General features: G+C 59.3%; 14 protein-coding genes. 1 reads left to right on the top strand and 13 read right to left on the bottom strand.

The window, feature by feature from the left end; translation table 11 throughout:
* Positions 1 to 99: 99 nt before the first annotated feature.
* Positions 100 to 546 carry an META domain-containing protein gene (locus IH971_08890; protein MCH7497954.1) on the bottom strand — a complete coding sequence of 149 codons (447 nt, stop codon included), beginning with the start codon at positions 544 to 546 and terminating at the stop codon, positions 100 to 102.
* Between the two features lie 44 nt (positions 547 to 590).
* On the bottom strand, positions 591 to 1,652 hold the full coding sequence (locus IH971_08885; GenBank protein ID MCH7497953.1) for a hypothetical protein: 1,062 nt from the start codon (positions 1,650 to 1,652) through the stop codon (positions 591 to 593).
* 248 nt (positions 1,653 to 1,900) lie between these two features.
* Between IH971_08885 and IH971_08880 the strand changes: the two genes are divergently transcribed.
* Positions 1,901 to 2,254, top strand: a complete 354-nt coding sequence (locus tag IH971_08880) for a hypothetical protein (protein ID MCH7497952.1) — start codon at positions 1,901 to 1,903, stop codon at positions 2,252 to 2,254.
* Positions 2,255 to 2,392: 138 nt separating this feature from the next.
* On the opposite strand, the gene IH971_08875 is transcribed toward IH971_08880, so the two are convergent.
* The 11 genes from IH971_08875 to IH971_08825 all read right to left on the bottom strand — a co-directional run.
* Positions 2,393 to 2,953 carry a hypothetical protein gene (locus IH971_08875; GenBank protein ID MCH7497951.1) on the bottom strand — a complete coding sequence of 187 codons (561 nt, stop codon included), beginning with the start codon at positions 2,951 to 2,953 and terminating at the stop codon, positions 2,393 to 2,395.
* Between the two features lie 10 nt (positions 2,954 to 2,963).
* Positions 2,964 to 3,461, bottom strand: a complete 498-nt coding sequence (locus IH971_08870; protein ID MCH7497950.1) for a hypothetical protein — start codon at positions 3,459 to 3,461, stop codon at positions 2,964 to 2,966.
* A gap of 25 nt (positions 3,462 to 3,486) precedes the next feature.
* The gene (locus tag IH971_08865) at positions 3,487 to 3,822 is read right to left on the bottom strand and encodes a hypothetical protein (protein ID MCH7497949.1); all 336 of its coding nucleotides are present in this window, start codon (positions 3,820 to 3,822) and stop codon (positions 3,487 to 3,489) included.
* A 158-nt stretch (positions 3,823 to 3,980) separates the two neighbouring features.
* Positions 3,981 to 5,522, bottom strand: a complete 1,542-nt coding sequence (locus IH971_08860) for an aldehyde dehydrogenase family protein (protein ID MCH7497948.1) — start codon at positions 5,520 to 5,522, stop codon at positions 3,981 to 3,983.
* Between the two features lie 57 nt (positions 5,523 to 5,579).
* Positions 5,580 to 6,419: a signal peptidase I gene (gene lepB / locus IH971_08855; protein ID MCH7497947.1), complete on the bottom strand. Its 840-nt coding sequence runs from the start codon at positions 6,417 to 6,419 to the stop codon at positions 5,580 to 5,582.
* Between the two features lie 67 nt (positions 6,420 to 6,486).
* Positions 6,487 to 8,187 carry a gamma-glutamyltransferase gene (gene ggt, locus IH971_08850; GenBank protein MCH7497946.1) on the bottom strand — a complete coding sequence of 567 codons (1,701 nt, stop codon included), beginning with the start codon at positions 8,185 to 8,187 and terminating at the stop codon, positions 6,487 to 6,489.
* Entirely contained in the window at positions 8,177 to 9,121 is a 945-nt protein-coding gene (locus IH971_08845) for a ribonuclease HII (protein ID MCH7497945.1), read from the bottom strand. The genes ggt and IH971_08845 overlap by 11 nt, the downstream gene beginning before the upstream one ends.
* 60 nt (positions 9,122 to 9,181) lie before the next feature.
* A complete protein-coding gene (locus IH971_08840) occupies positions 9,182 to 10,153 on the bottom strand; it encodes an XcyI family restriction endonuclease (protein MCH7497944.1) in 972 nt (323 codons plus the stop codon).
* Positions 10,154 to 10,978, bottom strand: coding sequence for a site-specific DNA-methyltransferase (locus IH971_08835; GenBank protein ID MCH7497943.1), 825 nt, complete (start codon positions 10,976 to 10,978; stop codon positions 10,154 to 10,156). It lies immediately after the preceding gene.
* A 221-nt stretch (positions 10,979 to 11,199) separates the two neighbouring features.
* Entirely contained in the window at positions 11,200 to 11,838 is a 639-nt protein-coding gene (locus tag IH971_08830; protein MCH7497942.1) for an MBL fold metallo-hydrolase, read from the bottom strand.
* A 112-nt stretch (positions 11,839 to 11,950) separates the two neighbouring features.
* Positions 11,951 to 13,724 (bottom strand): DNA internalization-related competence protein ComEC/Rec2 (locus tag IH971_08825; GenBank protein ID MCH7497941.1); only part of this gene is annotated, 1,774 nt, incomplete at its 5' end.

Below are 13,724 nucleotides of genomic sequence, written 5' to 3'. Positions count from 1 at the left end.
TAGCGAAGCTGCCAGAAACAGCCAATCCGTAAAGATGGGAAGTCTTCATCTAGGGTACCTCAGAAGTCCGAGTTATTCCGCTCACTGATGTTTTGGGGACTATTCATGCTTGAGCTTGACAACATAACGATGATCTGTATTGTAAAGAGTCAGCGTGCCTTCATTCACGTCATAAACAGACGCATTATTAAGGGCCTGGATAAAACGGCCCTCTAGGACTCCCCGCCTTAGAGCCGGGCCTGCCGAGCATGCTTTTTCCGTCCAAGTGTGCCAGTCTATGCCCAGAGATCCGAGCTGGTTAATCTCATATGTCCCCGTATAATCATTGCAGGGCGTAACCGCGTCTATCCTCATAGATTTATGAAATCTAAGCGTCATCAGTGTGTCCGGGCCGGGTACAATCTCTTCTTCAGGTGTTTGAAGAGTATCTACCCTCCAAAGCATGTCCAGCAAGTCCTCGTCGATTACCGGGTCATTTGTGTTGCTGCAGGCTATCATTGCCGTGAACAAGATCACCGGGAGTAAATAAGAAGCAGCATGTTTCATGGCTTTCTCCTTTCCATTGGATCTGGCAGACCTGGCCCGATTCCCTATTGCAACGCCACCAGCACCAGCACGAGATCACGGCCTTCATCCAGGGAGCTCATAGCCTTGCCGATGATGGCGCCCTGCGCCCGGTCATGGTCGGTGACCTTCATGACGTGGCCGGGAGTGTCGGAGGTGGTAAGGAGGTCGCCGGGGGTGATGGGGCCGGTGGATGCATCGGCCCAGGCGTAGAGGCGCCCGGTGAGGGCCACCGGATAGTCCCCGTCGGCCTCTGAGTCAGCTTGCGCCATCAGGATGCCGGGGTTGACGCCTCCCGCGCCGCTGATGATGCCCGCCACGGTGCGGTCGTAGGCGCGGGAGGCTACCCGCAGCTGGCCGGGATGGTTGGGATCAATGGACACGACGGTGCCCGGTGCGATGGCATCCGAGCCGGCAACACGAAACGGTTCGGCCAGATCGGCGCCGCCGGTGATTTGGATAACTTTCGTCTTGATGGTCCCATTGACGTCGAGTAATTCCTGCGGATCTGAGGTTCCGATGCCAATATTACCGTTGCTCTTGATGTAGAGCCGATTGTTGAATTCCTGCCCTTTCTCTATCCAGAAAACGGACTTTCCCATGTTCACATCGCCGATATAGAAGTCACCGGACGTATGAATGGCCATGTCCCAGGTGTTGTATCCCTTCATCCGAATGCCGTCCCAATTATTTGTAAAATCGATGTGGAGCGCACTCGCGGGGCTGGACGTGCCGATGCCCAGGTTGCCGCTGCTTAAAACAACCTCGCTATTGGTTCCGTTACTCCCCAAATGCAGCTTTTTGCCGCTACCAGCAAGAAGATAGAATTCGGATGCTTCAGCATAAATGTTTGCGCCGCCGCCGCCGATAAACCTTAATTCAAAGACATTACTGGTGCCGATGCGCAGGCCATCTTTCCCTGTAACTCCTGTAATTTCTAGCCTGGCCACGGGGGTCGTCGTCCCAATGCCCACCTCGCCGCTATTCGTATTATAAATATCGCTGCCGTTCGTTGCCCACTGTCCATTAACCGCACTGCTTGCCAAGCAAAAGGCCAGCCCAAATGCCAAAAGGTGGTGCGTTTTCATCGTTCCCTCCCTTGTTAACGCAAGGTATGTGTCAAGACAACAATATACATCTAGCCATTAATTCTCCAAAAGTCAAGCACAATATGCTAGCGCCGGGGATCGTTCGACGGATGGGCTGTTGCTCCGCCCCATACTCAACCGCGCCACGACCCGCTGGCAACCTTTTCCATGGTGGCTACGTCTAAATATCAAATTATCGGATGATACGACGTAACGAACCAACCATTCAAGCATAAGGACCCAAAGACATGAAACTACTTAACCTCGCCGCCCTCTCGTTGGCCTTGGCCCTGGCTCTGGGAAGCAGCCTGCTCCTCAGTGGCGACAGAGTCACGCCGGCACTGGAGCACACCACTTTCCGGCACGCCTCCCAGTGGGGTGGGGAGAGCTTTGACGAGGCCGTGTGGCAGGCCGTGGATGAGATCGCCGCACTGGAAGAGACCATTTCGCCTGAAGTGGAACTATTTTTTGTGGAGCTGCGCCCCGTGGAGGAGCCGCTGCAGGTGGTGCAGCTGGCCTTCGACCGCGAATCATTGCTCCGGTTGATGGCGGGCGAGCTGGCCCCTGAGGCCTTTGTCCGCGACCATATCACGTTCGACTAGCCTACCCGGCCCCGGCCTGCTTTGCGGTACCAAGTTCAGCAGTCGGGGCCGCCGGGCTCGCCTAGCATCCGCATAACAACCCCGCCTCTGCCATCCCACACCCCGGCTGATTGATCAACCGGGGTGTGGGCCCACCTTTTACCCGCCGTCCTCCAGCTGGGACTCGACCAGGGCGAACAGTTCCTGCTCCAAAGCCCCGTTGGAAAGCCACTCGATCCACTGGCGCTGATCGCGCCAAGCGCTCGTATAGACCATGAATACGGGCCTGATGGTGAGGCGGTAGCCGTCGGGGCTGCCGCGGGCCGGTGAGAGGCTAAGCTGCACCTGCAGGTTGGCGGAGAGGGTCTTGCCCCGCAGGCCGCCGGGCCGGCGTTTGTGGGCCAGAGCCTTGAGCTGCCGCAGGGGGAGCGGCCGCTGGAAGGTGACCAGCCGGGCGCGGGAGGAGCGGCGGACATTCAGCTCCAGGTGGTGCTGCGAGGCTGCTACTGCGGCGGAGGTGGCGGCGGACAGGGCTTGCAGCTGCGCCGAATATTCCCGGTAGGCAGGCGGTTGGGGGGCTTCCGTGCTGGCGGGGCCGCCGGCACAGCCGAGCAGGGCCAGGAGCAGGGCCGCGGTGCTCCATTGAGCCAGGAGCAAGCGCTGGGGGCAGGTGGGCAGCTGCTCCCGAGGAATCAATCGAGATACCCCACGCGGTGGCATTAACTAGCGGCTAGTCAGCCTCTTGTTCCCCTTCCTTGGGATTTACCTGGTTATCGAGGGCCTTCAGGTCGTCCTCAAGCCGGTCGAGAACCTCGCGCATATCAAGAATGGTGCGGTTGGTGCGCCGCTTGTAGGTCGTCACGTCGTCAGAGAGGGTACGCAGATCGCCGCTGACACTGCGGATGTCGTCCTGCAGCCGTTCCTCCACCTGCCTGAGGATGAAGTTCGTCTCTTCAATCATGTTGCCGAGGCTGTCGGTGACAACCCGCAGCCGAGTATTCAGATTCAGCAGGTCGGCTTGCATCTTACGGATGTGTTTCCCCCGCCCCTCGAATTTCAGATCAAGACGGCGGTACGCTTCATCAATGACGCGCTTGTGCCCCTGGAGCTCCACATCGCTGGCCTCCAGGGCCTGCATCGACTGGACACGGTTGTGATCCACAATGATGCCGTAAAAGAGCGCAAAGGCCAACAGGACGAGCACCAGCGTGTTGATAATTCTTTGCATCCCGACTCCGTTTAAGAAGATTTACTCATTCGGCCGACCCCTCCAACTCGGCCAACCGACGTTCCCATTCGGGCACATCGTCTTCATGGCCCGCCAGCCCCGCCTCGCCAGCGTCAAGTTGGTCCGCATGCTGCTGCCTAACCCGGTCCAGGAGTTCCTCACGGGTGGCTGCATTGTGACGCAGCCGTTCCACCAGGTTGGCGATTTCCGCCTCAAACTCCCGCGCCGTCAGGTCCAGACGCTTCATCAGCTGTTCCAGCAACGCCTGGCCGTAGCCCTCGTCAACCTGTGCCGCCAGGGCGGTCACTCGCTCCTGAAAATGTACGGCATTGTCCTGGCCGCCGGGCACATCCCCATTCATGTTGCGAATCCTTTTACGCGTTCCGTAGAGTCATTACCGCTGGGCTGGAATTTTTTGCCGAATGCACGCAATAGCAACCAATAAATCAGCCTGGCGACAGAAAAAGGGTGGCAAAACGCTGCATTCAAAATACCGACACCGGGTCTGAGGCGAGCCTGTCAGCGGGCCTCCTGCCGCTCAAGACCCTTGCTGAAGGACTCGGCGATGCGGTCAATTTCCTGTAAATCCAACCCTTGGCCTGAGTCAACATGCTCCTCATCGGCCACCCTACCGATCGCTGGAAGCGGCTCATTGTCGTAACGGGAATAGCTGCCGCGGCGACTGGCTCCGGTACCCTTCACGCCAGTTGGCCCTACCGATTCGGTTTCCCAGGCAACCCGTTTGCGATTGAGCAGGTGCAGCGGCGTGATATTGTCGCCGGTAATGGCGCCGCCCCAGGTGCCCGAGCCCAAGGTCATGGCCGGGGCCAACCCCGTGCTGTAGCCTACCGAACCGTGCGGCGAGGGGGTGTTCACCAGGATACGGAAGGTCCGCACCCGCTGGGCGAACCGGCTGACCAGTTCCTCGTTGGTGCTATGGATGACCGCCGTATGACCGACGCCGCCGTAGTCGACGATCTCAGCAGCGAGGGCAATACCGGCTTCGGCACTGGCCACGGTATAGTAGGCCAGCACCGGGGATAACTTCTCCCGGCTCAGGGGGTGCTCGTGCCCCACCCCCGACTGTTTCACCAGCAGGACGGCAGTGTCTTCCGGCACCTGGAAGCCGGCCATCTCGGCGATGCGGTGGGCCGGCTGGCCGACCACGGCCGTATTGAGGCTGCCGTCGGTACGCACCATGAAGCTCTGCAACAACTCCAGCTCGCGGCCCGCAACCCAGCTCACCGACTCATCCTTGAGGGCATCCAACACCCGGCGCTCGATGGTGCGCTCCACGATCATGGCATTCTCCGCTGAACAGATAAGTCCGTGATCGAACGCCTTACCCAGGACGATATCCCGAACCGCTTTGCGCACATCCGCCGAGCGTTCAATGAATGCCGGGACATTGCCCGGTCCCACCCCATAGGCCGGCTTGCCCGAGCTGTGCGCCTGGCGGACAATGGCTTTGCCGCCCGTTGACAAAATGATGCTCACCCCGGGATGGCGCATGAGGGCCTGGGCCGACTCCTTGCTGGGCATCGTGAGGCTGGCCACCAGTCCTTCCGGCGCGCCCGCACTGACAGCCGCCTGGGCGAGAACGTTAACAGCCTCCAGCGTGCACTGGCCGGCATTGGGATGCGGGCTGGCCACCAGCGCGTTGCGGCTCTTGACAGCGATCAGGGCCTTGTACATGACCGTGGAGGTAGGGTTGGTGGTGGGAATAATGCCGGCCACGACCCCCATGGGTTCGGCGAGCACGGTAACCTTATGGCGGCGATCGCGGCTGATCTCCCCCACCGTGGCCATGTGGCGGATGGACTCCCACAAGTCCCGCGTGCTGAATTCATCCTTGATCACTTTATCAGCCGCCTTGCCCATGCCGGTATCGCTGACCGCCAGCTCCGCCAGTCGGTGAGCGGCCCGAAAGCCGGCCTTCGCCATGGCGGCGCAAACCTGGTCCACCTCCTCCTGCGAGGCGCCGGCGAACTGGTGCTGCGCCTCAACCGCGCGGCGACACACGTCGCGGACCTCCTGCTGAGCCTGTAGATCCTTATCCATCGGGTACCGCTGCTACCACCTCATAAAACCTGTTACTGCTGCGCTCATCCGTCAGCACTAATGAATGACCGTGCCGATGCGCTTCAACCGGCTCAGAGTGACAAAGGGAAAACGCTTGAGATCCAGGGAGAAATAGATAAACAACGCCTCGCCCAAAATGTTCTTGTGGGGGACAAAGCCCCAAAAACGGGAATCGTAACTCTGGTCCCGATTGTCACCCATCATGAAATAGTAGTCCTGTTCCACCCGGTATGTGCTGATGGGCTGGCCGTCGATATGTATGGTGTTTGATTCCAGGTGGAGCCTATGGCCGTCCATGCTGGCCACATACCAGAGTGTGACCCGGTCCTCGTCGGCCGAGAGAGAGTCCCCCCTCTGTGGCACCCGGATCTGGCCGTAGTTGTCCTTATTGCCGTTGCCCCGGGGAAAGATATTGGGGTCCACCCAATCTTGGGACTGGATGTCGCGATCCAGAAACTGCAGGTGTTTTGGATGAATATAGGGCACACCATCTACCAGTATCTGGCGGTTACGGATCTCCAGGGTTTGACCAGGCCCGGCTATCAGCCGTTTGACGTACTTGTCCAGGGGATTATGGGGGTATTTGAATATGACCACATCGCCTATGTGTGGCTGGCGAAAAGCGGGCAGGCGCTTCCAAGGTATGTCGAACCCCAGGGACGTGTACGGTATTCCGAGGCGGTCGGGTGTCCGCATGCCGTAGATAAACTTGTTGCCGATGAGGAAGTCCCCCACCAGAATGGTCCGCTCCATGCTGCCGGTGGGCACGATGTAGGCTTCCACCGCCGTGGCCCGCAGTGCCAGAGCAATGGCGATGATGATACCCAGCGAGCGCGCTTCCCGGGCAAAGCGGGAGGGTGCCTGCTTCGTGCTCACGGAGCCCTTTCGCCCGGCGGGTGTCTTTTGGTTCGACCTGCTCATCGTGTGACTCTCAATGGGTGGCTCAATACCCCGCCGCGCCCGCAGCTCGGCGAGAGTCCACCGCGCCGAAATACCATCCGGTACGCGGGTCTACGTAGATGCAGTGCGCGGCCCCCATCATGTCATCCCCATAGCGCACGGTGTGTCCCATGCGCGCCAGACGTTGCCGCGTTTCCCGGCTGATGCCTCTGGGCTCCGATAGCACCACGTCAGGAAGCCACTGGTGATGGAAGCGGGGCGCTTCAACCGCTTCTTTAAGCCCCAGCCCGAAATCAACTACGTTGGATATGACTTGCGCTACTGTCGTGATGATTCTGCTGCCCCCTGGCGAACCCACCACCATGAGCAGGGAATCGTGGCGGGCCACAATGGTGGGTGTCATGGAGCTGAGCATTCTCTTGCCCGGTTCGATGGCATTGGCGTGGCCGCCAAGGAGGCCGAACATGTTGGGGTGGTCCGGCTTGGCCGAAAAATCGTCCATTTCGTCATTGAGCAGAAATCCAGCCCCCTTGACCAGCTCGCCCGAGCCGTACAGGGCGTTGATGGTGGTGGTAACGGCCACCGCATTGCCCCAGCGGTCCACAACGCTGTAATGGGTGGTCTGGTGGGTCTCCGAGAAAGTCATCACGTTGCCGTAAGACACCTGTTTGCTCACCGAGGCCCAGGCCGGCGACACATCCTGCCAGCGCCGGGCCGCATACTCCTTGGAGGTGAGTTCCGCCACCGGGACCGGCACAAAATCGGGGTCCCCCAGGTGATAGGCACGGTCGGCAAAGGCCCGTCGCTCGGCCTCCACCATGAGGTGAATGTGCTGGGCGGAGTGGAATTCAAGCTGCGCAAGATCGGTATGCTCCAGCTGGTTTAGAATTTGCGCCAGGACGATCCCTCCTGAGGAGGGGGGTCCCATGGAAATGATACGTGTATCGCGGTAGCTGAACTCCACCGGCGGGCGCTCCACGGCGCGATAGTCGCGCAGGTCCTGCATGGTGATCAGCCCGCCGCGTACGCGCATATGGCTGGCGATGAGGCGGGCGGTGAGACCGGTGTAGAATTCGTCCGGCCCCTGGGCGGCAATGCGGCGCAGAGTGGCGGCCAGATCGGGCTGGCGGAACAGGGCGTTGAGCCGGAGCGGCCGGCCCTGGGGATAAAAGATGCGGGCGGTGCCCTCGAATTGGGCCAGGCGATCCTGCATGCGCCGCAGATCTTCGTGGAGCTGGTAACTGACGGCAAAGCCGTTCTCAGCCAACTCCACGGCAGGGGACACCACCGTCTGCCACGGCAGGGTGCCGTATTGTTCCAGAGCCAGTCCCAAGCCGCGCACCGACCCGGGTACGCCACTGGCCAGAATGCCGGTGGCGCTCAGCTCCGGGATGACCTCACCGTTTTCATCCAGGTAGAGGTCCCGCGTAGCGCTTGCCGGTGCTTTTTCCCGAAAGTCGATGCTGGTGGTGCTGCCATCGCCAAAGCGGATGACCATGAAGCCCCCGCCGCCGATGTTGCCCGCACGGGGATCGACCACCGCCAGGGCAAAGCCCGTGGCTACCGCGGCGTCGATGGCGTTGCCGCCCCGCCTGAGAATGGAGAGTCCGATGCGGGAGGCCATGAGATTACTGGAAACCACCATCCCCCGTCGTCCCACCGCGTCAGGCGGCCGGCCTCCCCAGCCAACGGCAGCGCAGAGCAGCAGGAACAGGGCGAGAGCGGTGTGGCGATTAGTCTGCATGGATGCTTGCAGGTCGATGTTCTACCTGGGGTCCGGCCTTGGTAAACCTCACGGATATTACATCGAAGCGCACCTCGGTGTCGATCTCTTTTTCGACGCAGTAGTGCTGGGCGGCGGCCATGATGCGGTCCCGCTTGCGGACGCCCACCCGCTCCTCAGGCGCGCCCCATTCGCCGGGCACACCACTTTTCACCTCGCAGATTACCGTCACGGCTCCCCGGCTGGCGACGATATCCAGCTCGCCGGTCTGGGGTACCCGGTAGTTCAGGGCCTCAATGGCGTAGCCCGTCTCGATGAGGTGCACGGCGGCCAGCTGTTCCCCCAGGCGTCCCAATTCGGCCCCGCCCTTCAGGCTGCCCCAGCTGGGCAGGTGGGCGGCCACCGGACGAAAGCTCTGCCGATGGATGGGGCAGGCGCCGTGGGCGGCCAGCGCCTCCAGGTGGGCTTGGGTGCCGTAGCCTTTGTGGCGCTCGAAGCCGTATTGGGGGAAGACCTTGTGGTATTCCACCATGAGGCGGTCGCGGTGCACCTTGGCGATGATGGAGGCGGCGCTGATGGCCGGCTCGGTCTCATCGCCGTCAATGATGTTGGTCTGCGAGGGATGCTTGAGATGAATGTGCTGGCCATCGATGAGCAGGCGGTCGGGCCGCCGGGGCAGCTGGTTCAGGGCCCGCTGCATGGCCGCCGTCGTGGCGCGCAGGATGTTCAGGCGGTCGATCTCCTCGCGCTGGGCCTCGCCGATACCCACGGCCAGGGCCCGGTCGATGATGAGGCCGTACAGCGCTTCCCGGCGTTTGGCCGAGAGCCGTTTCGAGTCGGCCAGCCCCTCGATGGGGCGGTCAGGATCGAGGATCACCGCCCCGGCCACCACCGGCCCGGCCAGCGGACCGCGCCCTGCCTCGTCAAAGCCGGCGGTCAGATGGGATCGTCCCATATCAATTTGGCGATGAGAAACAAGTGCAAAATACTCGGTGACTGGAATATGCTATCACCGTCAAGTTCTAATCCCAAGCTTTGACCCGAGTATTTCTCTAAACTTTATGTTTTCTGCTGTTTCCGCAGATAAAAGCAGGTCAATGTTGAAGAAATGGTGTGTCGTGGGAGACGCTTCTCTGGCCCTCCTTTCGTCGATATCAACTCGCAGGAGGGTCCAAAATTCAGAAAATCTAAATTTTGAGGCTTTCAGGTGGCTTTTCTCTGCTTCTCCTAATCGGTTATAAATATTGGAAGAATCTGTGCCGCCCTTAATCTCAATGGATACCAGCGGTTCGTTCCGAGATTTAAGAGTCTCTATGATGCTGATATCGGGATCACTTGAAAATTCAATCAGCACTTTCCTCCCTGAATCATTTTCAATCAGGATAGTCCTATCCTTCGCATGCCGTATATAAAGTTTCACAATATCCCTAATAAAAGAAAACACTTCCTTTGTGGCTTCCTGCCCCTTCCGAACATTTTCGCCCCCGCGTAACTGTGGGCCAACGGTAAGTAGTTGCATTTCGTGAATATCGGAGAGAGACCAATCATCAATATTCTTGACGAGTAATATCGCTGTCTCAACAAGACTCTTGCATAGCAGAGGTAAGTCATCTATTCTTTTTGACGAAATCTCACCGGACTCCTCAAGTCTTTTAAACCTACCAAATGGACCACGACTATAGAATTCTTTTTGAGATAACCCATACAATAAACGATAGTATCCTAGTAGAAATGGATTTAGTTCAATCACATATGGCACGGGAAACAAAACCTCTCCTCTAATCCCGAAGGAGGCGACTCTACGCAGATATTTTGAATCAACATAATCATTCAATTCTTGATCCAACCTTCTCAAATCAATATCCTTAAGAGTCGCTTTTAGTGCATCTTGGAGATATAGCTCCTTTATTGTACGTAGCTTATAATAAAAAGAAACCTGCATACTTGGTTCTATGATTAGAAAATTATCGGTTTTAGGGGGGGCCATTCAAAATCTCTCCCAGCCTAATCTTTCCCGTGCAAGTTGGGCGTATTCTTCTTTTATCTCAATGCCAACAAATTTGCGCCCTGTCCTGAGACATACTTCCCCAACAGTCCCTGAACCGAAGAATGGGTCAAGAACCATGTCCCCTGTTTCTGAACCAGCTAGAATACATGGCTCAATTAGTTTTGGGGGAAAGGTGGCAAAGTGAGCGCCAGGAAAAGGTTCTGTGTTAACAGTCCATACCGTGCGCTTATTCCGGAATTTGCCGTGAGAATTTGAGGGCTCTCTTATCTTATCATGGTTATAATAATATTTGTCTGACTTTGAGAATAAGAATATATACTCATGTGCCCTCGTTGGCCGATCCTTGACCGATTCTGGCTGTGTGTTCGGCTTATGCCAAATGATGTCTGATCTTAGAAACCAACCATCGACCTGAAGAGCGAATGCTACTCTCCAGGGTACTCCTACTAGGTCCTTTGGTTTAAGTCCTTGTGGTGTCGGAGGGCGATAACTCATGCCTCTAGCGGGATTTTTTCTATCAGCAGCTCTCCATGTTCTATTGCCACTTGTATAAGAGTCGCCCAAGTTCAACCAAAGGGTGCCGTCTGGAGTTAGAACTCGCCTGACTTCCATGAATATCTCTCTGAGATTATTAATATATGTCTCCAACTCATCTTCCGCACCGATCTGACCTTGTATTTCATAGTCCCTAAGACCCCAGTATGGTGGGCTTGTAACGGAACACCTGAATGTACCTGACTCAATGCTTCCAAGCACTTTTAAGGCATCTCCAACAATGATTTGAGAATCGGCTCGTATCTCTATTTCGGTGGGTTTCCGTACACCCTCCGTTACATATGGTAAGGCAATTTGAGGTTCTCTGACCCTATTCACATCTAAGACCCTCCAATTAACTCTTGATACATCAAGTACAGCTGCTAAGAATTTACTTCGACATACTATTCAATCTACTGCGATTTGTTGACCGCTTTATGCTCAGAGTATTCTATCTTTCGTGGATCGTTCTCGATTACCTTTTGCCCACCTTAGGGGTCGGTCGCCGCTTGCTCCCGCTCCACCACGCCCTGAAGAATGTCCCGGCAGCCGGTGACGGCTGGCGCACCGTGGGCCGGACAGAGGCTGTCGGCGGGCAACTCCGTCAGGCGTTTCAGGCCCTGGAGGGCTTCGGCAGGGTCGAAGAATCCGGGCTGTACCGGAAAGCGGTAGGGGCCGTCCTCGTCGCGGGTGATGAGGTCACCGCAAAATATGGCGCCTGTGCCCTGGTCGGACTCAACCACCAGGGCGAGCCCGTTGGGCAGTCCCCGGACGGCGATGGCCGCGAGCCTGTCGGGCAGGTCGCCATCCTCGACAAACTCCTGGTCGGGGGTCTCATCCAAGGCATAGTCACCCCGGGGCGCGTAGACGGGCACCCGGAGCTTCCGGCGGTAGGCCCAGGCCGAGCGCTGGTGGTTGCGCTGGGTGAGGCAAATGGCGGCCACCTGACCCAGCCCGGCCAGGGCCTCTGCGGCCAGCGGCAGGGGATCGATGAGCACTTTCCCCGCGGGCGTCAGCACGGCGTAGGACTCGCTGCGGAAATTGTTCAGCCGGTCGTCATGAATCCACCAGTGGTATAGCCACGGGGAGAGGAGCTGAATACGGTCCGCCTTGGTGGCGGGTACTGACACTCAGGTGCTCCTTACCGCCGGCAGCGGGGAATGGTGGGCGTCGTCCATGGGGGCCGTGCGGGAAAGTTACCGGGCTCGCAGCCGCAGGTCGAGGCTTAACTGTCCCCCGGGCCTAGCGCCACTTGACTGTTGTCCAGTCGTACCCATCCGAGCGCAGTACCAGCGCACCGTCCAGGTCCGTGCGGTGCACCACCGCCATCGTTGCGCGCAGCCGCTCCACCACCTCGGGCGACGGGTGACGATAGACATTGCGCGCACCTACGGAGATTACGGCCCCACGGGCTCCCACGGCCTGCAGAAACGCTGCCGTGCTGCTGGTAGCCGAGCCGTGGTGCCCCACCTTCAACCAGTCGGCCTGCAAGAGTTCTCCGTAGGCCAGCAGGCGGCGCTCCACTGAGCGCTCCGCATCGCCCATGAGCAGCAGGGACGACTGGCCGTAATGCAGCAGCAGCACCAGTGACGCGTTGTTCACATTGGCCGCTGTGGCGGCGGCGCTATCGGGTGAAAGGACCAGGATCTCCACGGCCCCCAGCGACAGGAAATCCCCGGCCTGCAGGCGCCGGATAGGCACGCCCAGTGAATCGGCCAGGTGCCGCGTCCGATTATAGAGCGTATTGCTCACTTGATGGGCGCTGTCCCACAACTCGCCAATGGGCAGCTGCCGAAGCAGGTAGGGCAGCCCGCCCAGATGGTCCGCTTGCGGATGACTGATGGCCGCTACAGCCAGCCGCCCAATGCCCTGCCCGCGCAGATAGGGCCACACCACCCGCTCTCCGGCATCAAAACGCGGCGTCCAGATCCCCGCGTCCAGCAGCACATGGCTCCCGTCCGGCAGGGCCAGATGGATGGCGTCACCCTGCCCCACGTCCAGAAAGGTCACCCGCAACTCCCGTGGCGAGAAGGCGCTGCGCCAGACCAGGACCCCGGGAATGAGCAACACCAGCGCCGCCAACCGCAAGCGCCAGCGGGGGCGTCCCGGCTTGAACAGGTAGGGCAAGCCGGCGGCAGCTGCCAGCAGAATTAGGGTTGCCGCCACACCGGGCTGGCCCACCAGCACCTGGGGATGCGGCAAGCGCGACAATTGCTCAACGGCCAGCATGAGGACGGTCAGGTCCAGCCAGAGCGCCTGGGCAAATATGTCGCCCAGGGCGGGCCAGACGGCTGCAGCGATGAAGGACACCGCGCCCCCGACCACGGCAAAACCCGCCAGCGGAACGGCCAGGAGATTGGCCAGTAACGCGTAGGCCGAAAAGGCGTGAAAAATGGACAGCGTCACCGGCAGGGTACCCACCTGAGCCCCCAGGCTTATGAGCAGCAGGTCCAGGGCGTAACGTGCAGCGCGCCACTGGTAGAGCCACGCGCCCCTGGGCGTGGCCCTGATCCAGCCCCGCAAACGCAAGGAAACATGCAGGATGCCTGCTACGGCAGCGAAGGAGAGTTGGAAGCTGGCGGTGAACAGGGTTTTTGGGCTGATGAGGAGGGTTGCAATGGCCGCCGCGCCCGTGCTTTTGACATACATAGCCGACTCGTGGATATGAAGGCTAGCTGGCTCGTCTTCGATCCCGTTTCTCAGCGAGATGCGCAGGCACTCTCCCTGGTTGACCCGAATGGTCAGCGGCTGAATCGCGTCGCCTTGCAGGCCGATGGACACGGCGGGGTCGGCCTGATCTGCCCTGGCCGCCCTATTCTGCGCCTCCTCTTGCCTGACGCGGTCTACCTCATCTTCCAGGGCGTACATGCGGCCCTCGGGATCGTAGTCGAGGGACCAGGTATGAGGCTTGCCGTCGGGTGCGATCGGCGGAATCTTGAGCACTTCGCCGCCGGCCGCGTCGCGGCTGGTCCCATAACTCACCTCGACCGTCCCCGCCCCCAAGGGCTCGTTGGTG

Source organism: Candidatus Neomarinimicrobiota bacterium, from assembly GCA_022560655.1.
In the GTDB taxonomy this organism is placed as follows: Bacteria; Fidelibacterota; Marinisomatia; order SCGC-AAA003-L08; family TS1B11; genus JADFSS01.
The sequence above is the reverse complement of the archived record's forward strand: the minus strand, read 5'-3'. Positions and strand labels throughout refer to the sequence as shown.